Below are 23,763 nucleotides of genomic sequence, written 5' to 3'. Positions count from 1 at the left end.
CACGTGCCGACCGGTCGGCTACCCTGGGGCGCGTTATGGCGGCACCTAACTTGGTCAATCTGGAAGCTGTTTCGAAGGGCTTCGGGACCCGGACACTGCTCGACTCGGTAAGTCTTGGCGTAGGCCGGGGCGAGCGCGTCGGCGTGGTCGGGCGCAATGGCGACGGTAAATCGACGCTGCTGCGGCTCCTGGCCCGGCGGGAGGAGCCCGACAGCGGCCGGATCACTCACAATCGCGACCTCCGGCTCGGGTACCTCGGTCAGAGTGACGACCTCGACCCGGAGCAGACCGTGCTGCACGCGGTGCTCGGTGATGTCGAGACGTACACCTGGGCCGCCGATCCGCGGACGCGGTCGGTGATGGAGCACTTGCTCGGCGGAGTGGACCACGGCGCGCTCGTCGGCACCCTGAGCGGTGGTGAACGCCGCCGCGCATCGCTGGCGAGGTTGCTGCTGATCGAGGTCGACCTGCTGATCCTGGACGAGCCGACCAACCACCTCGACATCGAGGCGGTCAACTGGCTGGCCGATCACGTGGTCGACCGGGCCGGTGCGCTGATCGTCGTCACCCACGACCGCTGGTTCCTCGACGCGGTCTGCACCGACACGTGGGAGGTGCAGGGCGGCCGCATCACGTCGTACGACGGTGGGTACGCCGCCTACGTGCTCGCGAAGGCGGAACGCGCCCGGAGCGCCCAGGTCTCCGAGACGAAGCGGCAGAACCTGCTGAAGAAGGAGCTCGCCTGGCTGCGGCGTGGTGCTCCGGCCCGGACCAGCAAGCCGAAGTTCCGGATCGACGCCGCGAACGCCCTGATCGAGAACGAGCCGCCGCCACGCGACAAGCTCGCGCTGTCCCAGTTGGCGACCGCGCGCCTCGGCAAGGACGTGTTCGACGCCGAGGACGTGAGCCTCAGCTTCGGCGACCGGCTGATGTTCGACCACGTCACGTTTCGCCTGGGGCCGGCCGACCGGATCGGACTGCTCGGACCGAACGGCGCCGGCAAGACGACGTTCCTGAGGCTGCTGACCGGTCAGCTCGCCCCGGACCACGGCCGGGTCAAGCAGGGCAAGACAGTCCGGACCGCCAACCTGTCGCAGAACCTCGACGAGGTCGACGGTACGGCGACCGTCCTCGACCACATCACGGCGATCCGGCGTACGGCGGCCCTCGCGGGCCGGGGCGGCGAGCTCACGTCGTCACAACTGCTGGAGCGATTCGGGTTCACCGGCGACAAGCTGACGACCCGGATCTCGGACCTGTCCGGTGGTGAACGGCGCCGCATGCAGCTGCTGCGCATCCTCCTCGACGAACCGAACGTACTGATCCTCGACGAGCCGACCAACGACCTCGATGTCGAGACCCTCACCGTGCTCGAGGACTTCCTCGACAGCTGGCCGGGCGTCGTCGTCACCGTCACCCACGACCGGTACTTCCTCGAGCGCGTCAGCGACATGGTCTACGCGATCATGGGCGACGCCCGGGTCCGGCATCTGCCTCGTGGCGTCGACCAGTACATCGAGGAACTCGCCGGCCGAGGCCCTCGCCGTACGACGTACACGTCCTCGACCTCCGAGCCCGTGGTGTCCGACGAATCGACGCCTACGGACGAGCCGGTCGTTGACGCGGCAGTGGCCCGGGCGGCGAAGAAGGAACTCAACCGGATCGAACGCCAGCTCGCGAAGCTCACCGAGGCGGAGGCCAAGCTGCACGACCAGATCGCCACGCACGCGAGCGACTACGAGCGGCTGGCCGAGCTGGACACGGAGTTGCGCAAGCTGGCCGAGGAACGCGGCGAACTGGAAACCGCGTGGTTCGAGGCGGCCGAACGCGCCGAATGAGCGCGAATCCCGGGTGATTTTCCACCGCGAAATCGCGGCGTGATCAAATCCCACCGAGTCGCGGCGCGTCCTCCGATCCCCTGTTCTTCGGAGGGCGCGCCGCGCCTACCGGGTGAGCGGGCCCCGTGCCGGCCGGCGTTGTTCGGGCCCCGAGCCCCGGACACCGCGCGGCCACTTTCGGCGGATCACCTCTTGCCGCCGAAGTCACCGTATTCTTGACGTTTCGTGGTCGATTGGACACCGACAGTGAGGACCATAGTGCGCGTGCTCACTCAGTGTCGATAGCCGTCCGCTACAGCAGCCTCTCGATCTCGTTGCAACTAGCAACGATCGGAACCCCGGTGAAGTGACGGGTCGTCTTTTCGGATTATTCCGGCACAATTCCCGGGGTTTCTCCGCGGCCGGAAAAAGTCACCCGTGAATGTATACAGAACGGCACCCGTCAATGCTTTTCCAGGTCGAACGGCCGGACGAGTTCGCGTAGTACGCGGGCGATCTTGGCCTGGTCGCGCTCGCTGATCGTGCCGAGCAGCGAGCGTTCGTGTGCGAGCAGATCGGCCATCGCGGCGTCCACCGCGTCGCGGCCGGTGGTGGTGAGCTGGACGAGCACGCCACGCCGGTCGCCCGGGTCCGGAAGCCGCTCGACCAGTCCGCGGGCTGCTAGCCGGTCGACCCGGTTCGTCATGGTGCCGGAGGTGACCAGGGTCTCCTTGAGCAGCCGGCCCGGCGACAGCTGGTACGGCGCTCCCGCGCGACGAAGGGCGGCGAGTACGTCGAACTCCCATGACTCCAGACCGTGGGTCTCGAAGGCCTGGCTGCGGGCGCGGTCCAGGTGTCGGGCCAGCCGGCTGACCCGCGACAGCACCTCCATCGGCGCGACGTCGAGGTCGGGGCGTTCCCTGCGCCAGGCCTCGATCAGCCGGTCGACCTCGTCATCCATGCTTCGAGATTACGTCATCAAGAGTCTTGACATCAAGACAAGTGGGAGGGCTAGAGTATCTCGACATCAAGATAAATGCGTCAGAGAGGTGCTCGCCATGCGCACGTCACCGGTGTGGAACCCAGTGCAGTACGGCACGTACGCCGACGAACGCGGCCGGCCGTACGCGGATCTGGTCGGCCGGGTCCGGGCCGAGGACGTCCGCACGGTCGTCGATCTCGGCTGTGGTCCCGGCGGCCTGACCGTCACGCTGCGGGAGGTGTGGCCGGAGGCAACCATCGTCGGCGTCGACAACTCGCCGCAGATGCTCGAGGCGGCACAGCAGTACACCGACGACCGGCTGACGTTCGAGCTCGGCGACGTACGCGAATGGTCTGCGCCGGCAGGTTCGATCGATGTGATCGTGACCAACGCGACGCTGCAGTGGGTCCCGGAGCAGGTGGACCTGCTGCCCGGCTTCGTCAACGCGCTGCGGCCGGGTGGGTGGCTGGCGATCCAGATCCCCGGCAATGGCAACGCCCCGTCGCACGCGATCCTGCGTGAACTCGCTGCCACCGAGCCGTACGCGAAGTACGCGAAGGACACGTCGCTGCGGCCCGATGTCCCCGGTCCGGCGGAGTACATCGACGTGCTCAGTGCTGAAGGGTGTGTCGTCGACGCGTGGGAGACGACGTACTTCCACGTGCTGCAGGGCGACAACGCCGTACTCGAATGGGTGAAGGGGACCGGCGCGCGACCGGTGCTGCAGTCGCTGCCGGACGACCTGCGGGTGCGGTTCGAGGCGGAGTACGGCGCTCGGTTGGCGGAGGCGTACCCGCAGCGGGACTACGGGACTCTGCTGCCGTTCCGGCGGATCTTTGCCGTGGCTCAGAAGAAGGAGAGCTGAGGATGCGGCTCGATCACGTGCAGGTGTCCTGTCCGCCAGGCGGGGAGGACGTCGCGCGGGCCTTCTACCGGGACGCGCTCGGGATGACCGAGGTGGAGAAGCCGGAGTTGCTGAAGGCTCGGGGCGGCTGCTGGTTCAAGGAAGGTGCCGCGGAGGTGCACGTCGGCGTGGAGCAGGACTTCCGGCCGGCGAAGAAGGCGCACCCTGCGCTGGCCGTCGACGACCTGGACGCGCTGGCTGCCAAGCTCACCGAGCTCGGATATCCGGTGACCTGGGACAACGAGACGATCCCCGGCCGCCGGCGGTTCCACACCGCCGACGGCCACGGGAATCGGGTCGAGATCGTCTGACTACTCGGTGGCCAAGGCGCCGGCAGGAGCGACCTTGGCGGCGCGCCGCGCCGGCAGGACCGACGCGAGCAGGCCGGCGACCGCAGCGACCGCGGCGATCGCGACCAGCAGCGTGACGGGTACGGCGTACTCCACGCCGCCGTCGACGGTCTGGCCACCCATCAGGGCGCTGGTCCCGGTCCAGCCGTAGATCAGGCCGAGGACGATGCCGAGCGCGGCCGCGACCAGTGCCATCAGCAACGACTCGACTGCGAGCATCCCTCGGAGCTGGCGCCGGGTCAGCCCCATGGCCCGGAGCAGCGCGTTCTCGCGGGTCCGTTCCAGCACCGACAGGCTGAGCGTATTGCCCACACCGACCAGGGCGATCAGGACCGAGACCCCGAGCAGACCGATGCCGACGAGCAGCAGGACGTCGAAGATCTTCGTGTAGCTGGTCCGTTCGGCCAGACCGCCGCTGACAGACAGATCCTTGACCGTCGGGATCGACTGCTCCACCGAGTCGATCACCTGCGACCCGTCCGCCTTCGGGTCGGACGCCACCCAGAACCCGTTCACCGAGGCGTTCGGGACGAGCTTCGCGAGGTCGGCGGCTGTGATCGTCATCGGGTCCAGCCCGGTCGCGCCCTGCGCCGTGACCGTCAACTTGTGCTGACCGGAGACGAGCGTGATCGGTGTGCCGCTCTTGATGTCCAACCCGTTCATGGTCTGGTAGTCGAGCAGCGCCGTACCCGGCTTCAGCTGACCGGCCAGCGTCGGGTCGTGGATGACCGATCCGGCCCCGGCCTGGTCGATCCCGGTGACCGGCACCTGCTGGTTGCCGGCCTTGAGCGTCACCTGGCTCACCGGGACCACCTGCGTGATGCCCTTGACGTCACGCAGTTGCTGCTCGGCACTGGCCGGCATCTTGTCGTTGTACGCCCGCACCACCAGGTCGACCGGGTACTGACTGTCCATCGACACGTCGAACGTCTTGCGCACCGACGCGATCCCGACACAGGTCAGGCTGATCAGGGTCACACCGATCAGCAGTGCCGAGGTGGTGGCCGCCGTACGCTTCGGGTTCCGGACCGCGTTGGCGACGGCGATCCGCGACGGTACGCCGGTACGGGCCGGCAACGCGCCGATCACCCGGATCAGCGCCGGTACCAGGAGCGAACCGACCGCGAGAACGCCGAGGAACGACAGCACACCGCCGGCCACGCCGACGATCACCTGGCTACTGCCCGCACCCACGGCCAGCAGCAGGCCACCACCCGCGAGCAACAGGAAGCCGAGAACCAGCCGCACTACACCGGCCTTCGACCCGGCGGCCGGAGCGGCCTCGGGACGAAGCGCTGCCAGCGGCGCGACCCGGGTCGCCCGGCGAGCCGGTACGACGGCGGCCACGATGGTCGCCACGGTCCCCAGCAGCAGCGGCAGGAGCACCGACCACACGTCCAGGTGCAGCGGTACCGGCGGGATGCCCCAGTCGAACTCGCGGGCGAGCGCCAGCGCCAGAGCGGAGAGCGCGACCCCGAACACGACGCCGATCGCGGACGCGACTACGCCGACCACGCTCGCCTCCGCGAGCACGGAGGAGAACACCTGCCGGCGAGACGCGCCGACGCAGCGCAGCAGCGCCATCTCCCGGGTGCGCTGGGCGATCACGATCGTGAAGGTGTTGCCGATCACCAGGCAGGCGACGAACAGCGCGATCACCGCGAACATGCCGAACACACCGCCGAGAACGTCGATGCCGTTCGTGAAGCCCTTCACCTCGTGGTCGATCCACTCCTCACCGGTGTAGACCTTCAGGTCCTGTGGGACGACGTTCTGAACTGCGACGGCGAGCGCCTCCTGGTCCACGCCGGGCTTCGCCGCGATCGCGACCGCCCGGGTGAAGCCGTCCGGTTCGAAGATCTTCACCGCCGCCGGGGTGGCGACGGCATGCGCCTGGCCGACCGAGTTCGAGTCGTCCAGCAGGCCGACCACGGTGACGTCCCACGACTTGTTGTTCCACGAGTTGAGGCGGAGCTTCTGGCCGACCGAGACCTTGTGCTTGTCCGCCGGCTTGGCCGGGAGCGCGATCTCGTTCGTTGCGGTGGGCAACCGGCCCGACGACGTACCGGGGCCGGCGATCTTGGTGGTGTCGTAGAGCGCGTCGACCTCGAGGGCCTCGTCCCGGACCAGCCCGGGGTACGACGCCTCGAGGTACGCCGTCGTCATGGTCACCACCGACGCGGCCTGCGGCACCTTCTGGACCTTCGCGACATCCGCCGCGGTGATCTCGGCGTTCTCCGGGTAGACCAGGGCGTCGACACCGCGGTACTTCGCTCCGATCGTCGTGTCGACACCGTGCGCCGCGGACCCGTGCGCGGTCATCGCCAGGGTGCCGAAACCGACCCCCAGCACGATCGCCAGACAGGCGGCGACCAAGCGGCCCAGGTGGGCGCGCAGCGAGGAGAGAATCGAACGTCGCACGTCAGGCCCCCAGCTGCCGCAGCGCGTCCAGTACGGTCTCCGGCTTCGGGTTGTGCAGTTCGCCCGCGAGCTTGCCGTCGGCAAGCATCACGACGCGGTCGGCGTACGACGCGGCGAGCGGGTCGTGGGTGACCATCACCACGGTCTGGCCGAACTCGCGGACCGAGCGGCGCAGGAACCCGAGCACCTCGGCGCCGGAGCGCGAGTCGAGGTTGCCGGTCGGCTCGTCGGCGAACACGACCTCCGGCCGTCCGACCAGCGCGCGAGCGACGGCGACGCGCTGCTGCTGACCGCCGGACAGCTCCGACGGGCGGTGCGTGAGCCGGTCCTGCAGTCCGAGTACGTCGATCAGCGTGCTGAGCCACTGCTGGTCGGGCTTGCGGTTGCCCAGTTCGAGCGGGAGCAGGATGTTGTCCTTCGCCGACAGCATCGGCAGCAGGTTGAACGACTGGAACACGAAGCCGACGCGGTCCCGGCGGATCTTGGTCAGCTCGGCGTCCGGCAGCTGGGTCAGCTCGGTCTCGCCGAGCAGGACCTGGCCGCTGGTCGGGGTGTCGAGCCCGGCCAAGCAGTGCATCAGCGTCGACTTGCCCGAGCCGGAGGGACCCATGATCGCGGTGAACCGGCCGACGCCGAAGTCGACCGACACGCCGTCGAGCGCGGCGACCGCGGTGTCGCCCTGTCCGTACACCTTGCGCAACTCGTGCGCCCGGATCGCGGTCCGCGGCGTCCCGTCCTGCGGCAACCGCCCGACCGCAAGCTCACCGGTCTGCAAACTCATGTCACTCCTTGATTCAACTGAACCTGACGTTGGTCAAGAAGTTAGTGATTCCGCCACCGGATCTCGTCGGACCGCAGACTGGAGTCGGAGTACTACCTGGGTATTACTTGGTCGGCCGGACCAGTCCCGTTTCGTAGCCCAGCACCACCAGGGCGACCCGGTCACGCAGCCCGGTCTTGGCCAGGATCCGGCCGATATGCGTCTTGACCGTTGCCTCGGACAACGTGAACAGCTGGGCGATCTCGGTGTTCGACAGGCCACGGGCGACCTCGAGCAGAACCTCGCGTTCCCGGGCGGTCAGCTCGGCCAGATCCGGCCGTTCGGTCCCGGTGTCGGGCAGTGCGCCGGCGAAGTGCTCCAGCAGCCGCTTCGTCGTACTGGGGGAGACCACTGCGTCACCGGAGTACACCTGGCGGATCGCCGACAGCAGGTCGGCCGGCGGCGTGTTCTTGAGCAGGAAGCCGGCCGCGCCGGCCTTGATCGCGGCGAACGCGTACTCGTCCAGGTCGAACGTGGTCAGTACGATCACCTTCGGTGCCTGCGGCAACGACTGGAGCCGCTGGGTGGCCTCCACGCCGTCCAGGCGCGGCATCCGGACGTCCATGAGTACGACGTCGCACGCGGTCACCTGGATCTTCTCCACCGCCTCGCCACCGTCGCCGGCCTGGCCGACCACCCGCATGTCCGGCTGCGAGTCCACCAGCATGGTGAACCCGGCCCTGACGAGCTCCTGGTCGTCCACGAGGAAGACCCTGATCACGTCATCGCTCACTGCTCGCCTCCAGTGGGAAGGTGGTACGGGAGTTTGGCGATCACCTCGTAACCGCCACCCGCCTTCGGTCCGGCGCTCACCGTACCGCCCGAGATCGAGGCGCGCTGCCGCATCCCGACCAGACCGTGCCCCGGATCGGCACTCGGCGCCACCCCGGCACCCCGGCCGTCGTCGGTGACCACCACGGTCAGCATCTCGCGCCCGAAGTCCAGCAGGACGGAGGTCCGCGCTCCCGGCCCGGCGTGTTTCAGCGTGTTGGTCAGGCCCTCCTGCACGATCCGGTACGCCGTCAGGCCCAGCAACGCCTCCAGGTCGCGCGGTTCGCCGGTCACCTGGTAGTCCACGGTGAGCCCGGCGTCGCGGACGTTGTCGATCAGCTCGGGCAGGGACGAGACGCCCGGTTGCGGGCGAGGCTGGTTCGGGTCGAGCTCGGGCTGCTCGTCCTGCTTGAGCAGGCCGAGCATCTTGCGCATCTCGGTCAGACTCGCGCGTCCGGTGTCGCCGATCGTGGCCAGCGCCTTCTTCGCCTGCTCCGGTGACTTGTCCGCGGCGTACAGTCCGCCGTCGGCCTGGACGATCATGATCGACAGACCATGCGCGACCACGTCGTGGATCTCGCGCGCGATCCGGGTCCGCTCATTGGACACGGCCAGCTTGGCCTCACGGTCGCGGTCGCGTTCCAGTTGCTCCGCGCGTTCCTCGAGCTGGGCGACGTACAGGCCGCGGGTACGGCGCCGTTCGCCGAACGCCCAGACGCCGAACACCAGCGCGCCGAGGGCAACCATCATGGTCACCTGCTGGCGCCAGTCGGAGTTCGTCCAGTACCGCGACGTCGCCATCAGGACGCCGAGGCCGCCGATTCCGAGCGCGATCCGGCTGTAGCGGACCTCGCCGTACACCGAGATCGTGTAGAGGGCGACGAGCAGGCCGACGTTGGCCGGCATCAGCTGGGCGCCGAACAGCCACTGCACCGAGGCGACCGCGGAGACGCCGAAGAAGACGAGCTCGGGATGGGTCCGGCGCCAGATCAGCGGCACCAGCATGCCGAAGCCGAGGATGCCTTCGAACCCGGACTGCGCGATCGACAGGAGTCCGAAGACCATGCACAGGCCGCCGGTCAGCAGCAGGTCGAACGCCTTGCTGCGGGCAGGCACGGGCCGCGCGGTCAGGATCCCCGTCATGCGGGCCAGGGTACGGCGCGGTCACCGCCGAGGGGTCATGCCACGGGCGGATGTCGGCGTACGACCAGAGGTTGTTACTTGTGCGGTCGGGTCGACAGGGTCGGCTTGGCTTCGAGGCCGGACAGGCCGTTCCAGGCGAGGTTGACCAGGTGGGCGGCGACGTCCGGCTTCTTCGGGCGGCGGGCGTCCAGCCACCACTGGCCGGTGAGCGCGACCATGCCGACCAGCATCTGGGCGTACATCGGGGCGTTCTTCGGGTCCAGGCCGCGGCGCTTGAACTCCTCGGCCAGGATGTGCTCGACCCTGGTGGCGACGTCGCTGAGGATCGAGATGAACGAGCCCGTGGACGACCCGACCGGCGAGTCACGGACCAGGATCCGGAAGCCGTCGGAGTTGTTCTCGATGTAGTCCAGCAGCGCGAGCGCCGCCTGCTCGACCAGTTCGTGCGCGCGGCCGGCCGTCAGCGACTGGGTGACACCGTCGAGCAGCGCCCGTACCTCGCGGTCCACGACCACGGCGTACAAGCCTTCCTTGCCGCCGAAGTGTTCGTAGACGACCGGCTTGGAGACCTCGGCGCGCGCCGCGATCTCCTCCACCGACGTCGCCTCGTACCCCTTCTGGGCGAACAGGCCACGGGCGATGGTGATGAGTTGTTCGCGACGCTCGGCACTCGTCATCCGGATCCGGCCGGACCGCCGCGGTTTGGGTTCCGTCACGTCAAGATCACGTCAGCATCATGCCGTACTTCGGTGTTGCCAGCGGGAGATTTACCGGTGGCGCCTCAGGCAGCCGCTTTCAGCGGGGTCTTGGCGTCGGCGTCGACACGGCGGGCCTCCAGGCGCTCGCGCACCGGCCAGCGGACGTCGCTGACCCAGCCCATCTTCTCGAAGAACCAGATGCACCGGGCGGACGTGTCGAGCTGTCCCTTCAGCACTCCGTGCCGCGCGCAGGTCGGGTCCGAGTGGTGCAGGTTGTGCCACGACTCGCCCTGGCTCAGGATCGCCAGCCACCACACGTTGCCGGACTTGTCCCGGCTCTTGAACGGCCGGTCGCCGATCGTGTGGCAGATCGAGTTGATCGACCAGGTGACGTGGTGCAGCAGCGCGATCCGGACCAGGCTGGCCCAGAAGAACGCGGTCAGCGCGCCCTCGATCGACCAGGACCACAGGCCGCCGATGACGGCCGGCGCGAGCAGCGAGACGGCGACGAGCATCGGGAACATCCGGGACACGTGGACGACGTCCTTGTCCTTCAGCAGATCCGGCGCGTACTGCCGCTGCGGAGTCTGCTCGGTGTCGAACAGCCAGCCGACGTGGGCGTGCATGAAGCCCTTGGTGAGTGCGCGCACGGTGTTGCCGTACTTCCACGGGCTGTGCGGGTCGCCGTCACGGTCGGAGAACTTGTGGTGCTTGCGGTGATCGGCCACCCAGCGGACCACCGGGCCCTCGATCGCCAGCGAGCCGGCGATGGCGAGCGCGTACTTCATCGGGCGGTTCGGCTTGAACGACTTGTGCGTGAACAGCCGGTGGAAACCGATCGAGATGCCGTGCCCGGCGACCGTGTAGAAGACCACCGCCAGGACCACGTCGCGCCAGCCCAGGAATCCGCCCCACGCGATCGGTACGGCGGCCAGCACGGCCAGGAACGGGATCCCGATGAACAACGCCAGCGCGACCTGTTCCCATGGGCGCTTCTGCTCACCCCCGAGCGTTCCGGTGTCGACGTCGAAATCGTCGGCCTGCTGGGCGCGGGTGGGCGCCTCCGGTGCGGCAACGGCGGGTGGAGTCATGTGTTCGATCCCTCGGATGGAGGACGGCTTACCTACGCTACCGTAACCTACGGACCCGTAGGTAAGGAACCCCTCAGCGTGTCGTCCACCCCACTCCATGGCAAACTGTCCCGGCGACCACGATCCCCCGTGGGGTAATCGGCAGCCCGCGAGACTTTGAATCTCGAAGACCAGGATCGAAACCTGGCGGGGGAGCAGCGTGAAACCCCGGTCCGGAGCCCTCCGAGCCGGGGTTTGCTCACGGATCTGCTAACACGCCGCTACTCGTCGGTGTGCGTGCGGAGGACGTGCGCGTAGACCGGAGGGTCTGCTGCTCTGCACGTCGGAATCAGACCGGCTACTCCTCTGGGGAACCTGAGAACACCCGGAGCACATGTCCGTCCGGGTCGGCGACGCGGAATTCACCATCGTCGCCTGCAGAGGGCAGGATCTGCTCCTTCAGGGTCGTTCTTGCCAACGCTTTTGCTAACAACAACTGTGGACTAGGGCAGACAGGCCCAGCACAGTTTGGCTCTTATGGATCACGGCGTGGACGTGTGGATGCGGCCTCCGGCCGTTCGGGGTGCTTGGAGCCTCATCGCGGAGGGGACCGCCTCGCTAGCATCGCCACCATGGCAGTGACAGCGTCTGGGGTGTTCCGACGAACCGCGATCGAGCGGGCGGATCAACGAGTCTCCTGGGAGCGAACGGATCGGGCCTTCTTCTCGAGTGGGGCATGCCACGTGCTGGCCTGGACGTGCAGGGATTTCTATCCCGATCAGGGGATCGCCTTGGCGGCGGTGTACTTGGGTGACTTCGAGCATCCACTTCACACGTACGCGAGGCGGGGCACGTGGGCGTTCGATGCGTCGGGTTGGAACCTTGAGTCCGAACTTCTGCAGGTCAACAGCGACTTCGAGGGTCTCCCCGTCCGTCAGGTGGAGACGATCAGCAGTGACCTTCGGGAGTTCTGTGAAGAGCACGTGCATCGCCAACCGCACCAGTACTGGGCAGATCCGACAGAACGCGCACGCGCCTATGTGGGCCGCTACGACCCGCCCTGGCTCTAGGCACTTCCGCCAGGTTTCGATCCTGGTCTTCGAGACCGGCGATCAGGAGCAGGGCGGCGTACACATGCCGAACGTCGTGCAGCCGAGCAGGCGGCACGAGCCGTCCCAGCCCACCAGCACACCGCAGAAGTCGACCGCCTCGCTGAGGTCGGGCAGCCATTTGACCTGGATGCGTGCGGCCCGGGCAATTCTGGTGCGTCGATGAAGTGCGGGTCCTAGAGTGCGTGGGGTGGATCTTTCGCATCTCGGTACGCCGATCGGGCCGATGATCCGGGTCCATGGCGGGTTCGCCAACCGGACGTTCCGGCTCGACACCGACCAGGGGTCGTTCGCGGTGAAGGAGTTGAACCTCGTCGACCGCCGCTGGACCTACCGCTTCGAGGACGTGTTCAGGTTCGAGCGGGCGGCGTTCGCAGCCGGCGTACCGATGCCTGAGCCGATCTCGGTCAGCCGTCACGCGCTCGTCCACCGGTGGGTGGAGGGCGAGAAGGTGCCCGAGGCACCGGTGTCGGCGGCGTACGCGTTCGAGATCGGTGAGATTCTCGCGCGCATCCACGCGCTGGACGTCGAGTGGACCGACGTTTCGATCGAGGACCCGACGCCACGGGACTGGCCCGAGCTCGCCGAGCGGGCGGCGGCGACCGGGCAGCCGTGGGCCGACGAACTCGCCTCCCACGTCGAGACGCTGCTCGCGATTGCCGACTTCGTCGACACCTGCGAACGGCCAGGCCCTGTTGTGCTGACCCACAAGGACATTCAACCCTGGAACCTGCTCGCTCGAGACGGTCGGCCGGTAGTGCTCGACTGGGAGCTCTCGGGGATGCTCGACCTGTCCGGTGAGCTCGGCTCGACCGCGCTGAGCCTCGCGAAGGGACCTGGCTTCGACACCATCGAGCCGGCCATTTTCCGCTCGGTCCTCGACGGCTACGTCGCCGGGGGCGGAGCGCTGCCGCCGGCGGGTCCAAGCTGGTTCGTTTTCATGATCGGTGGCTGGCTGGGGCACACACGGTGGAACATCCTGCGCTGCCTGGCCGGCGTCGAGGCGAGCACAGGCCCTGACCTCGCGCTATCGCACGAGGCCGTGCGCAACGGCGTACGCGGCCTCCCCGACATGTTCGCCCGACTTCCAGACCTCGAGACCCTACTCCTGCAACAGTGACCCCCTTCCACGCCGGATGCGCGGCGTAACGCGCGCTCTCAGCCGAGGCCGGCCCCGGCAATCCACCAACCTGCATCTCAGCGGACGCGCAGGACTGCCTTGGCCAGACGGCAGGTCACGGACGCTAGCTCCACGTTCAGCGGATCGGCAGCCGCCGCGATCTTCGGAAACAAAGGGGCTCCCAGGGACGAACAGTTTCCGGTGAGCGGTGCATTCGCGTGCTCGTACCCGCCCGTGGGTGCGGGCTCCTGCGGCGCCTGGTGGTGCGTTCTGGGGGCGGGTTTCTGGCCGGGGGCGGTGGTTGAATGCGGGGATGGACTTGATGGTTCGGGCGGTTGATCAGGGGCGGTGGGGGGACCTGGTTGAGTTGTTCGGGCCTAGTGGGGGGACGCGGGGGTGTTGGTGTATGGCTCGGCGGTTGCCGAGTTCGGTGGTTGCTGGGAATGGCAGTGCGGAGAATCGGGCCGCCATGGAGGGGTTTGTACGGGCAGGGGAGCCGGTTGGGCTGATCGGGTATGTCGATGAGCGGCCGGCTGCCTGGTGCGCGGTTGCGCCGCGGACGGAGTACTACGCGATCGTCCACTCGCGGGCGTTGCCTATCGACGAGCCGGACGATGAGTCGATCTGGGCGATCAACTGTCTGTTCGTGAAGAGTGGGTATCGCGGGCGTGGCACGACGCTGCCGATGGTCGAGGCGGCAGTCGAATACGCTCGCAGTTCGGGCGCGCGGATGGTGGAGGCCTATCCGGTCAAGGCCCTGCCCGGGGATCCTGGGCGCGGGATGCTGAGTACCTTTCTCGCCGCCGGGTTCACGGTGTACGGCGAGGAACGCACCAAGGCGAAACGCAACGTCGTCGTACGCCGAAGTCTGTGAGCGGCTGGATGAACCAGCGGCCCGAGTGGTTGGGGCCGACGGTCGATGAGTTGGCTGAGGCGGCGTACTGGGCTCGGCTGTATGGACGCTGGGAGGCGATGGATCTGGCTGGGGTTGCCGGGTTCATGGAGGGGTTCGGGCGGCCGTGGTGGGTAGTTGGTGGGTGGGCCGTCGATGCGTTCACGGGGGTGGCCCGCCGGCATGACGATGTGGATGTCTCGATCTTTGCTTCTGATGTGCCTGCGCTTCGGGCGTACGTCGGGGATCGGTGGCATCTGTGGTGTCTTGCCGGAGAGGACATGCGGCCGCTGACTGATCGGCATCCGGAGGTGTTTCATCCGGCGAGTCAGATCTGGGTGCGCGAGCATGGTGATGCGCCGTGGGTGATCGACCTGCCGTTGACGCCGGATCGCGATGGTCTGTGGACGAACAAGTTCATCGCTGATCACGTTGCGCCGCTCGATGAGGTCACGTGGGTTGCGGGCGACGGGATTCGGTACCTCAACCCTGAGATCGTTCTGCTGTTCAAGGCCCGAAAGCGGCGTACGAAAGACGAGCGCGATCTCGTGTGCGTCTGGCCGCTGCTGAGTGAGGCCAAGCAGCTCTGGCTCCGCCACATGATCCGTCGTACTGACAACAGCCACCCCTGGCTGCAGCAACTCACCCGCTAACCGGCCTCAGCGGTCGGCGGTCTGCTCAGGGGACTGGAGGAACTCGCGGATGTGGTTGGACCAGGTGGTTGGGTTTTCGAAGTGGCACATGTGGGCGGTGTTGGGGATGACGGCCAGGTGGCTGGTGGGGAGGGCGGCGTGGAGGCGGCGGGCAAGTTGGACGGGGAAACCCATGTCATGTTCGCCGTGGAGGATGAGGATGGGCTTGCCGGAGTCGCGGAGGATGCGTTCGGGGTCGCCGGGGCACCACGGGTGCATGTCGCCGTTGATGGCGCGTTCCTCGCTCCAGTCGCCTGTGTCGGAACCCAGGCTTTCCAGCAGTTCCAGGTACGCCGGTGCGAGGTCGAGGTCCCAAACGAAAACGGTGGAGTTCCGCAGCTTCCCGCCGGCGGCGTCCTCCGCTCGCTGGCGCCGCTGGTATTCCTCCCAGCCCGCCAGGTACTGCTCCGCATCGGTGTAAGCCGTGGTCGACGCGAGGACGAGCCGCCGTACCTGCTCAGGATGCTTGTCCACGAACTGCATCGCCGCCCTGCCACCGGTGGAGAACCCCAGCAGGTCCACCTGCCCGAGGCCAAGCTTGTCGATCAGCCGATGTGTGTCCTGCACGACGTACTCCGGTTGAAGGTCCTCGTCGGGAAGACCCCGCGCGCTCCGGCCGCAGCCACGGAAGTCGAACAGTACGACGTGATGGTCGCGAGCCAGCGGTTCGAACCCGGGCACCAGATAGCCGTGCCCGACATCCGGCCCGCCGTGCATCACCACCAACGACGGCTTGTCACCACGCTCGCCGAGCTCCCGCACGAACAACGTGACATCCCCGACGTCGACCAGCGCCCCATCACCCATGCGACCGAGCATGCCAAAGCTCAGGGCCGGAGTGTTGCTCGTCGGTGCGTCAGATGGTCCCGTTCAGCCGCGTTGTCGCAGGCTGCGAGGGCGGCGTCGTACGCCGTCACAGCTTCCTCGGGACGGCCGGCGCGTGCCAGGAGTTCGGCACGCACCGCGGGGAGGCGGTGGCCGGGCACCTGCAGTCCGTCAAGCAGGCACAGCCCGGCGGCCGGACCTTCGGCTTCCGCTAGGGCGACGGCGCGGTTGATCCGAACGACCGGAGATCCCGTCATGCTCTCGAGCTCTTCGTACCACTCGGCGATGCGTGTCCAGTCGGTGTCGGCTGCGGTCGGCGCGATCGAGTGTTCGGCCGCGATCAGTGCCTGCAGCAAGTACGGCGTGGAGGGTGCTTGCTGGGCCATCGGGGTCAGCAGGGCAAGCGCTTCGGCGATCTCGGTTGTGTGCCAGCGGCTGCGGTCCTGATCGGGGAGGAGCACGAGCTTGCCGTTGTCGACGCGCGCGTCACGGCGAGAGTGCTGGAGCATCATCAATGCCAGAAGGGCGTCGAGATCACCGCTTTCCGGGCCGACCTCGCGCAGTACCTGGACCAACCGGATCGCCTCGCCTGCTTCAGTCGCGCGTACGACGTCTTGACCGGAGCCGGGCGCGTACGCCGCGGTGAACGCGAGGTAGGCGATGTCGGCGACTGTCGAGATCCTTGCCTCTAGCACCGATCCTGTCGGCACCTCGAACGCCGCGCCCGCGAGGCTCTTCCGGGCCCGGGTGAGCCTCGCGGCCATCGTGGTGGTCGGGACGAGGAACAGGCGCGCGATGTCGCTGGTCGGAACGCCGAGTACGAGCCGCACCGTGAGCGCGGCTGCGGCCTCAGGTGCGAGCGACGGATGAGCGCAGAGCAGGATCAGCCGCAGGCGTTCGTCCACTGCACCGATCTCTTCGGGAGCCGAACCGTCGGCGATCACCCGTCGTGCGTTCTCGGTGAGGCCGGCCTCGACGGCCAGGAGCGGGAGGGACTTGGCGGCGACTGCCTCGGCACGCAACCGGTTGAGGGCTCGGCGGCGGGCCGCGGTCAGCAGCCAGGCTGGTGGGTTGGCCGGCGCGCCTTGGTCAGGCCAAGTTCGTGCCGCCGACTCGAACGCCTCGGCCAATGAGTCCTCGGCCAGATCGAGGCGCCGGAACTGCGCGACGAGCAGAGCCAGCAGCCGGCCCCACTCGTCACGCAGCGCCGTTTCCAGCGGGGTCATTCGTCCGGTACTCCCACGTCGAGACACTCGCGCACCTCGACGTCGTAGTCGCGGGGGAGCAACGACGCCACCTCGATGGCGGTGGCGAGGTCCGGCAGTTCCACGAGGTAGAAGCCGCCGAGTTGCTCGACGGTCTCGGCGTACGGGCCCTCGGTCACCCGCCTCCCTTCGCCGTCGGGCCGCAGCGTGCGCGCGTCCTTCGGATGGACCAGCGCCTCTCCGCCCCGAAACCGTCCCCGCGCGCGAACCGCGGCCGTGAACGCCCGGAAGTCGGCGAACACCTGCTCCCGTGTCGCGTCCTCGGCCGCATCCCACCGGGCGAAGTGATCCTCCTCGGCCATCAGGATCAAGAACCGCGCCATCAGCCCACCTTCCGTCGACTGCCGAACAACTCTGTCACCACGATGACCCCCGCCACCCTTCGAAATCGACAGCCGCTTCCTGTGAATACTGAGCTGGTGCATGCAGCGTCGGGGCTGGAGAAGGCGACGCGGACTTCGAGGTGATGGGCTGGCACGACTGCCGCACGTGGGACGTGTCCGGCGACCTCGGGCCGCTGCACGAGTTGCTGGAGATCGACGCACTCCACCGCCTCGCGTCACCCGACCGAAACCTGGCTCCGCTGTGGCACCTCGAAGGCCACAACTTCGACCTCCGCCGGCTTGGCCTGGACGAAGCCGAGTTCGTTGTCGTCGGAGTGGGTGGGACCGCTCACCCGATGATGCAGAAGATGGTGTCGTCGGGGGCGGCGAGTACGACGAAGTCCGCGTTGGGTGGGTAGGTCCAGTCCTCGACGCGGCGGGCGCCGAGGGCGATCAGGCGGTCGATCTCGGCCTCGACGGTGGACGTGCTGCGGTCGACCCAGAGGTCCAGGTGGGTGCGGTCGGTTTCGTCGAGGTGGAGTTCGGTGGGCCGGCCGCCTGGCGGGACGAGGAAGTCGGGGTTGTCAGGCGCGGCGCCGTACCCGAGGGCCTGGCGCCAGAACTCGGCCGCGGGGCCGATGTCCTTCACGTTGAGAACGATTGCTCCGAGAGTGAGTCCCATGGTTCGCTCCTGGTCATTCGCCGGTTCGGCCGTCGAGTGCTTCGCGGATCAGGTCGGCGTGGCCGTTGTGGCGGGCGTACTCGCCGACCAGTTTCTGCAGGTTCCAGCGCAGGCTCATGCCGCTGCCGGGTCCGACGTCGTCGAGTGAGGTGTGCCGCGCGATCAGCTCGTCGTGGGCCGTACGTTCGCGTGCCCAGGCAGCCATCGACGCGTCCACCATCGAGGCGTCGACGTCGAAGTCCCACTCGGGTCCGTCGTCGGTGTACTGCCCCCAGACCCATTCCAACTCGGTCTTCGGTCCGAGTGCCCAGACGCCGTACGCGCGCTCCATCTCCGTCATGTGCCGGACGATCCCGAGCAACGACAACGCCGACGGCACCACCGCCCGCGTGACCAACTGCTGCGCGTCCAGCCCGTCACACTTGGCCCGCAACGCATCCCGATGAAACCCCAACCACCCCAGCAAGATCCCCCGCTCATCCCCATCCCTCGGCTGCCAAACCCGCTCCATACCACCCCATCCTCCCCCTGCAGAGGTCACTCCCACACCAGCTGCCCAACCATCACAACAAACTCACCACGGTCCTCCGGGCGATCGGTCGTGATCAGCACCCGCCCGTCGTCTCCAGGTGGGTCGAGCACTCACAGCCGACCAGAACATCCACCGGGTACGGCGTACCCGGCGTCAGGCCGCGCCATGCGCAGGTCAGGCGTGACGGGATGTGGGGGTGAATGCGTCTAGAGGTGTGGTGCCTGCGATTCGCGTGGGACCGGACAGTGATGTGGAGGCCTTCAGTGCGGGAGAACAATCGGGGGACACGCAGGCTTGTGGCGGTTCTCGGGGCCGTTGCGTGCGTGTTCACAGGCAGCTCGATCACCGCGGAAGCACAGCCGGGCGCCGCGCAGGCGGCGTTGCAGTGGACGGTGACTCCGACCGGGCGGCAGCCGGCGAACCTGGACGACATCGACAGCCGGGCGGGGGAGACCTGGGCCGTAGGTGGTGACCAGATCGACGGATTCCAGGACCAGCGGCCGCTCGCGCTGCGTTGGGACGGCAAGCGCTGGAAGGCCACCGCACAGCCGGTGCGCACGAACGCGACGCTTCAGAGCGTGGCAGTGGCCGGCGCCGAGAACGTCTGGGCGGTCGGCGAGGACCGTGCCGATCCCGCGACCCCCAAGCCGTTGGTGATGCACTGGAACGGCGCCCGCTGGCGCGTCGTACCGGGGCCGTCAGTGCCGACCGGGTCGTTCGGCAGCGTCGCCATCGGTCCGAACGGCGCCGTCTGGGCGGCTGGCTGGGCCAACGTCGATGGGCAGGAGCACGCGGTCGTCTACCGGTACGCCGGTGGATCGTGGCAGCCACTCACGGCGGGACTCGAGGGATCCATCAACGGCAATACCCTGGCCGTCATCTCCGCGAAGGACGCTTGGCTCGGGCTGAACGGCGGACTGGCGCACTTCGACGGCAAGCGATGGACGCTGGTGGACGACGTACCGGCCGATGGTTCCCAGATCCCCACCGGCATCGCGGTGGCCGGGCCGAAGAACATCTGCTTGTCGGTGTGGAGCATGTCGCCCAGGACCGTCCGCTGGTCCTGCACTACGACGGCGTCTCCTGGACCCGGGTGCCGGCCCCGACCGGATGGTCACAGCTGTACGACGTCGCACTGCGTGACAACCGCCCGGTCGCGGTGGGGGAGCGATTCGAGGAATCCGGCAACAGCATCTTCGCGAAGCCCTACGTGCTGGAGTACCGCGGTTCGAAGTTCGTCGAAGCACCGAGCCCGGGCGCCGAGTACGGCACCCTGACCGGAGCCGCCGCTGCCGACGGGCGGCTGTGGACGGCCGGCCTCACCAGCGCCACTCCGGACGCTCCGTTCTCGGCCTTCACCGCCTTCGCCCGCTGACAATGCCGTGAGACGAGTCACGTGATCCCGCACGGCCGCGCGGAGGCCGTGCGGGATCCGGTCTGAGGAGCAAGTAGGCTTGCGCGGGCACAGTTTCGAGTGTCCGTGCCGATACTTGTTCCAGAAACTCGCAGGGAACTCGAGGAGAAGACCGCGTGACTTCCCATCGTCCCGCGGCGGTCGTCATCATGGCCGCCGGTCTGGGAACCAGGATGAAATCGGCGATCCCGAAGGTGTTGCACGAGATCGGCGGGCGCAGTCTCGTCGGGCACGCGGTGGTCACCGCCCGTGCACTCGACCCCGAACACCTGGTGGTCGTGGTCGGCAACGGCCGGGAGCTGGTCGAGGCTCATCTGGAGGAGATCGACCCCGGAGCCCGGACCGCCGTCCAGGAGCGGCAGCTCGGCACCGGTGACGCGGTTCGCGCCGGGCTGACCGCCGTACCGGCCGACTTCGAGGGCTCGGTCGTCGTCACGTCAGGCGACGTACCGCTGCTGGAGGCCGAGACGCTCCAGGAGCTGATCGCCGAGCACGACAAGCAGGGGAACGCGATCACCGTGCTGACCGCGCGGGTGCCCGACCCGACCGGGTACGGACGGATCATCCCGGGAGACGACGGCACCGTCGCCGGGATCGTCGAGCACAAGGACGCGACGCCCCAGCAGCGACAGATCGACGAGATCAACGCCGGCATCTACGCCTTCGACGCGGCCACGCTGCGTGATGGGCTGAGCCGGCTGACCACCGACAACGTGCAGGGCGAGCTGTACCTGACCGACGTACTGGCCATCGCGAAGAGTGACGGCAAGCGGGTCGGCGCGTACGCGACCGAGGATGCGATGCAGACCGAGGGCGTGAACGACCGCGTCCAGCTGGCCACGCTGCGAGCCGAGCTGAACCGCCGGAACCTCGACAAGCTGATGCGCGCCGGTGTCACGGTCGTCGACCCGAACACGACCTGGGTCGACCAGACGGTCCGGATCGAGCGCGACGCCACCCTGCTGCCGAACACGCAGCTGCACGGCGCGTCCACGGTCGGGTCCGGTACGACGATCGGCCCGGACACGACGCTGACCGACGTACAGATCGGCGAAGGCGCCACGATCATCCGGACGCACGGGTCGAGCTCGGTGATCGGCGACGGCGCGAACGTCGGACCGTTCGCCTACCTCCGCCCCGGCACCAAGCTGGGCGTGAAGGCCAAGATCGGTACGTTCGTCGAGACCAAGAACAGCACCATCGGCGACGGCGCCAAGGTGCCGCACCTGTCGTACGCCGGAGACGCGACGATCGGTGAGGGCGCGAACATCGGCGCCGGCACGATCTTCGCCAACTACGACGGCGTCGCGAAGCACCCGACGATTGTCGGCAAGCACTCGTTCATCGGCAGCAACTCGGTGCTGGTCGCGCCGCGGACCGTCGCCGACGGCGCCTACCTGGCCGCCGGTACGGCGCTGACCGAGGACGTCGGCCCGGGCGAGATCGCGGTCGCGCGCGGGCGGCAGCGCAACATCAAGGGCTGGGTCGCGCGCAAGCGGGCCGGCACCAAGACGGCGAAGGCGGCCGAAGAAGCCCTGTCGGCCGATGCCGGACAGGCACCGGCGGATCACGCGGCGTTGGGCGACACTGGCGAGAAGAAGTAACGGGAGGCCGGGCCATGAGCGGGATGAAGCGAACCACCGAGAAGAACCTGATGGTGTTCTCCGGCCGGGCCCATCCCGGTCTGGCCGAGGAGGTCGTCGAGCAGCTCGGCACCGGCCTGGTCCCGACCGCGGCGTACGACTTCGCCAACGGCGAGATCTACGTCCGGTTCGAGGAGTCGGTCCGGGGCAGCGACGCGTTCGTGATCCAGAGCCACACCTCGCCGATCAACGAGTGGATCATGGAGCAGCTGATCATGGTCGACGCGCTGAAGCGGGCGTCGGCCAAGCGGATCACCGTGGTGCTGCCGTTCTACGGGTACGCCCGGCAGGACAAGAAGCACCGCGGCCGCGAACCGATCTCGGCCCGGCTGATGGCCGACCTGTTCAGGACCGCCGGCGCGGACCGGCTGATCTGCGTCGACCTGCACACCTCGCAGATCCAGGGCTTCTTCGACGGCCCGGTGGACCACCTGATGGCGCTGCCGATCCTGAGCGAGTACGTCCGGACCAAGTACGGCGACCAGCAGCTGGCCGTGGTGTCGCCGGACGCCGGCCGGATCAAGGTGGCCGAGCAGTGGTCGGCGCGCCTGAACAACGCGCCGCTGGCGTTCATCCACAAGACCCGCGACATCGAGCGGCCGAACGAGACGGTCGCGAACCGGGTCGTCGGTGAGGTGAAGGGCCGGGTCTGCATCCTGGTCGACGACATGATCGACACCGCCGGCACCATCACCAAGGCGGCCGACGCGCTGTACGCCGAGGGCGCCGTCGGCGTGGTGATCGCCGCGACGCACGCGATCCTGTCCGGCCCGGCGGTGGACCGGCTGAAGAACTGCCAGGCCAGCGAGGTGATCGTCACCAACACGCTGCCGATCGCCGAGGACCGCCGGTTCGACAAGCTGACCGAACTGTCGATCGCGCCGCTGATCAGCCGAGCCATCCGCGAGGTCTTCGAGGACGGCTCGGTGACCAGCCTGTTCGAGGGCCGCGCCTGACCGTCAGGCGCTGATCCGGCGACCCGTCAGCTTCCCGGTACCGGTCTCCACCACCTGCGTCTCGCTGTTCGGCGCGTACACGGTGAAGCGGTACGTCGCCGACAGCTTGCCGTGGGACACCGATCCGCGGAGCTGCACCCGGACCGTCGGACCGACCGACTCCGGACCCTGCTCGCCGGGGAACCCGGTCCAGAAGGTCGCCTGGAACCACTTGCCGTGCTTCGACCACGTGCCGGTGAACGGCGGTCCGGCCGGGCTGATGTCGTGCGACACGATCACACCACCCGCGGCGAAGCTCAGGATCAGCCGTACCTTGTCGGTCGAGCCGTCGTCCTGCCGGCGGCACATCCAGCTGCCGGACAGTCCGTTGTCGTCTGCCATGGCCGGCGTGGCAGTCGCCAGCCCCGCAATCGCCACGCCACCCGCGGCGATGCCTGCACCCCTCAGCGCCTGGCGGCGCCCCATTGCGTTCTCGCTCATTGGAGTCCCCTCCCCAGAGATCCGCTGTTCCTTCCACGCTGCACCTTGTCGCAGCCCTGGGCAACGGCTCGGACCGAACGACGACGAGGGGTAGCCTCCCGTCTCCAGACGGTCAGGCCTGGCGCCAGGCGTAGTACGCCGTACCGAGTGATGCGGCGGTCATCGGCAGCGCGGTGAGCAGACCGGCGATGCCGTTGCCGGGTACGACGAACGTTGCGATGATCGTCAGCCACAGCACGGGGATCCAGCGGGGTACGGCGTGGGAGCGCCAGAGGCCGACCGCCTGGATGACGGTGCCGACAGCAACGAGTAGGGCGCCGGGGATCATCACGCCGAACAGGTGGGCGGAGTCGTCATTGATCCGCTCGATGACACTGGCGTCGACACCGGGTGCGGTAGCGAAGTAGTACGCCGCTGCCCAGCCGGCGCCTCCGACGGCGTACAGAGCGGTGCCGATCCACATCACCACGGCACCGGTGGTCGCCCAGGCGGCTCCGCGGCGGCGCACGAGCAGCGTCGTCAGCAGTGCTTGAGCGGGCACGTTGATCACCAGTGCACCGCTGAGAACCACCAGCAGGCCCCACCACAGGTCGCGGACCGGCTGGATGTCGCCGTAGGCGTACGTCTCGCCGCCCGCGGCCGGTTCCGGCCAGAGCAGTCCGCCCGGAACCGCTGCCACGGCGGTGATCGCCAGGAGGAAGGCAACGATTCCGACCCGGCGCCGGCGTACGAGATCGGCAACGGTGGGAGGTGGTGCGGTTCGGGTCGTCATGGTGTTCCTTCGTGAGGTGAGCTGACGACCTCAGGAAACGCCGGGCGGGCGCGGTGACACATCGGAGCGGGTACGGAGGCGC

24 protein-coding genes and 1 tRNA gene are annotated in these 23,763 nt (G+C 68.2%); 11 read left to right on the top strand and 14 right to left on the bottom strand.

The annotated features are described in order from the left end of the window. The first annotated feature begins 35 nt into the window (after positions 1 to 35). Complete coding sequence (locus AB0I34_RS09465; RefSeq protein ID WP_360442147.1) at positions 36 to 1,838, top strand: ABC-F family ATP-binding cassette domain-containing protein; 1,803 nt, start codon at positions 36 to 38, stop codon at positions 1,836 to 1,838. Positions 1,839 to 2,280: 442 nt separating this feature from the next. Here the strand turns inward: AB0I34_RS09465 and AB0I34_RS09460 are convergent, their stop codons facing one another. Next, positions 2,281 to 2,778 (bottom strand): MarR family transcriptional regulator, encoded by a 498-nt coding sequence (locus AB0I34_RS09460; protein WP_131519133.1) that lies wholly within the window; start codon positions 2,776 to 2,778, stop codon positions 2,281 to 2,283. A gap of 97 nt (positions 2,779 to 2,875) precedes the next feature. On the opposite strand from AB0I34_RS09460, the gene AB0I34_RS09455 reads away from it, so the two are divergent. Both AB0I34_RS09455 and AB0I34_RS09450 read left to right on the top strand, forming a co-directional pair. After that, positions 2,876 to 3,664 carry a methyltransferase domain-containing protein gene (locus AB0I34_RS09455; RefSeq protein WP_360442142.1) on the top strand — a complete coding sequence of 263 codons (789 nt, stop codon included), beginning with the start codon at positions 2,876 to 2,878 and terminating at the stop codon, positions 3,662 to 3,664. A 2-nt stretch (positions 3,665 to 3,666) separates the two neighbouring features. Then, the gene (locus AB0I34_RS09450) at positions 3,667 to 4,014 is read left to right on the top strand and encodes a VOC family protein (protein ID WP_360442139.1); all 348 of its coding nucleotides are present in this window, start codon (positions 3,667 to 3,669) and stop codon (positions 4,012 to 4,014) included. Here the strand turns inward: AB0I34_RS09450 and AB0I34_RS09445 are convergent, their stop codons facing one another. The 6 genes from AB0I34_RS09445 to AB0I34_RS09420 form a co-directional block, all read right to left on the bottom strand. After that, positions 4,015 to 6,474, bottom strand: coding sequence for an FtsX-like permease family protein (locus AB0I34_RS09445; protein WP_360442136.1), 2,460 nt, complete (start codon positions 6,472 to 6,474; stop codon positions 4,015 to 4,017). A gap of 1 nt (position 6,475) precedes the next feature. Further along, complete coding sequence (locus tag AB0I34_RS09440) at positions 6,476 to 7,255, bottom strand: ABC transporter ATP-binding protein (protein WP_360442133.1); 780 nt, start codon at positions 7,253 to 7,255, stop codon at positions 6,476 to 6,478. A gap of 103 nt (positions 7,256 to 7,358) precedes the next feature. Further along, complete coding sequence (locus AB0I34_RS09435; RefSeq protein WP_360442130.1) at positions 7,359 to 8,027, bottom strand: response regulator transcription factor; 669 nt, start codon at positions 8,025 to 8,027, stop codon at positions 7,359 to 7,361. After that, a complete protein-coding gene (locus AB0I34_RS09430; RefSeq protein WP_360442127.1) occupies positions 8,024 to 9,208 on the bottom strand; it encodes a sensor histidine kinase in 1,185 nt (394 codons plus the stop codon). Before AB0I34_RS09430 ends, AB0I34_RS09435 begins: the two co-directional genes overlap by 4 nt. Before the next feature lie 74 nt (positions 9,209 to 9,282). After that, entirely contained in the window at positions 9,283 to 9,924 is a 642-nt protein-coding gene (locus AB0I34_RS09425; protein ID WP_131362973.1) for a TetR/AcrR family transcriptional regulator, read from the bottom strand. Positions 9,925 to 9,989: 65 nt separating this feature from the next. Further along, on the bottom strand, positions 9,990 to 10,997 hold the full coding sequence (locus tag AB0I34_RS09420) for an acyl-CoA desaturase (protein ID WP_360442124.1): 1,008 nt from the start codon (positions 10,995 to 10,997) through the stop codon (positions 9,990 to 9,992). Between the two features lie 123 nt (positions 10,998 to 11,120). On the opposite strand from AB0I34_RS09420, the gene AB0I34_RS09415 reads away from it, so the two are divergent. From AB0I34_RS09415 to AB0I34_RS09395, 5 genes are all read left to right on the top strand, one after another. Further along, positions 11,121 to 11,192: transfer RNA gene (locus AB0I34_RS09415), tRNA-Gln, on the top strand. A 416-nt stretch (positions 11,193 to 11,608) separates the two neighbouring features. Then, positions 11,609 to 12,046, top strand: coding sequence for a hypothetical protein (locus AB0I34_RS09410; RefSeq protein WP_360442121.1), 438 nt, complete (start codon positions 11,609 to 11,611; stop codon positions 12,044 to 12,046). A gap of 229 nt (positions 12,047 to 12,275) precedes the next feature. Next, complete coding sequence (locus tag AB0I34_RS09405) at positions 12,276 to 13,205, top strand: phosphotransferase (protein WP_360442118.1); 930 nt, start codon at positions 12,276 to 12,278, stop codon at positions 13,203 to 13,205. 469 nt (positions 13,206 to 13,674) lie between these two features. Beyond that, a complete protein-coding gene (locus AB0I34_RS09400; protein WP_360442115.1) occupies positions 13,675 to 14,079 on the top strand; it encodes a GNAT family N-acetyltransferase in 405 nt (134 codons plus the stop codon). After that, positions 14,076 to 14,750, top strand: a complete 675-nt coding sequence (locus AB0I34_RS09395; protein ID WP_360442112.1) for a hypothetical protein — start codon at positions 14,076 to 14,078, stop codon at positions 14,748 to 14,750. Before AB0I34_RS09400 ends, AB0I34_RS09395 begins: the two co-directional genes overlap by 4 nt. Positions 14,751 to 14,756: 6 nt before the next feature. Here the strand turns inward: AB0I34_RS09395 and AB0I34_RS09390 are convergent, their stop codons facing one another. From AB0I34_RS09390 to AB0I34_RS09370, 5 genes are all read right to left on the bottom strand, one after another. Further along, a complete protein-coding gene (locus tag AB0I34_RS09390; protein ID WP_360442109.1) occupies positions 14,757 to 15,596 on the bottom strand; it encodes an alpha/beta hydrolase in 840 nt (279 codons plus the stop codon). Between the two features lie 20 nt (positions 15,597 to 15,616). Beyond that, complete coding sequence (locus AB0I34_RS09385; RefSeq protein ID WP_360442106.1) at positions 15,617 to 16,840, bottom strand: DUF6596 domain-containing protein; 1,224 nt, start codon at positions 16,838 to 16,840, stop codon at positions 15,617 to 15,619. Next, positions 16,837 to 17,202 (bottom strand): YciI family protein, encoded by a 366-nt coding sequence (locus tag AB0I34_RS09380; protein WP_360442103.1) that lies wholly within the window; start codon positions 17,200 to 17,202, stop codon positions 16,837 to 16,839. The genes AB0I34_RS09385 and AB0I34_RS09380 overlap by 4 nt, the downstream gene beginning before the upstream one ends. A 349-nt stretch (positions 17,203 to 17,551) precedes the next feature. After that, positions 17,552 to 17,884 (bottom strand): VOC family protein, encoded by a 333-nt coding sequence (locus AB0I34_RS09375; protein ID WP_360442100.1) that lies wholly within the window; start codon positions 17,882 to 17,884, stop codon positions 17,552 to 17,554. A gap of 13 nt (positions 17,885 to 17,897) precedes the next feature. Continuing rightward, positions 17,898 to 18,338, bottom strand: a complete 441-nt coding sequence (locus AB0I34_RS09370) for a DUF664 domain-containing protein (protein WP_360442097.1) — start codon at positions 18,336 to 18,338, stop codon at positions 17,898 to 17,900. Positions 18,339 to 18,739: 401 nt separating this feature from the next. Between AB0I34_RS09370 and AB0I34_RS09365 the strand changes: the two genes are divergently transcribed. From AB0I34_RS09365 to AB0I34_RS09355, 3 genes are all read left to right on the top strand, one after another. Next, positions 18,740 to 19,693: a hypothetical protein gene (locus tag AB0I34_RS09365; protein ID WP_360442094.1), complete on the top strand. Its 954-nt coding sequence runs from the start codon at positions 18,740 to 18,742 to the stop codon at positions 19,691 to 19,693. A 253-nt stretch (positions 19,694 to 19,946) separates the two neighbouring features. Beyond that, a complete protein-coding gene (glmU, locus tag AB0I34_RS09360) occupies positions 19,947 to 21,434 on the top strand; it encodes a bifunctional UDP-N-acetylglucosamine diphosphorylase/glucosamine-1-phosphate N-acetyltransferase GlmU (protein WP_360442091.1) in 1,488 nt (495 codons plus the stop codon). 14 nt (positions 21,435 to 21,448) lie between these two features. Next, positions 21,449 to 22,429 carry a ribose-phosphate diphosphokinase gene (locus AB0I34_RS09355; protein WP_360442088.1) on the top strand — a complete coding sequence of 327 codons (981 nt, stop codon included), beginning with the start codon at positions 21,449 to 21,451 and terminating at the stop codon, positions 22,427 to 22,429. 3 nt (positions 22,430 to 22,432) lie between these two features. Here the strand turns inward: AB0I34_RS09355 and AB0I34_RS09350 are convergent, their stop codons facing one another. Then, complete coding sequence (locus tag AB0I34_RS09350) at positions 22,433 to 22,909, bottom strand: hypothetical protein (RefSeq protein WP_360442085.1); 477 nt, start codon at positions 22,907 to 22,909, stop codon at positions 22,433 to 22,435. Positions 22,910 to 23,021: 112 nt separating this feature from the next. Beyond that, positions 23,022 to 23,681 carry a hypothetical protein gene (locus AB0I34_RS09345; RefSeq protein ID WP_360442082.1) on the bottom strand — a complete coding sequence of 220 codons (660 nt, stop codon included), beginning with the start codon at positions 23,679 to 23,681 and terminating at the stop codon, positions 23,022 to 23,024. Positions 23,682 to 23,763: the final 82 nt, after the last annotated feature.

This window comes from Kribbella sp. NPDC050281, from assembly GCF_040655855.1.
GTDB lineage: Bacteria > Actinomycetota > Actinomycetes > Propionibacteriales > Kribbellaceae > Kribbella.
This window is presented reverse-complemented; position numbering and strand designations above follow the sequence as displayed.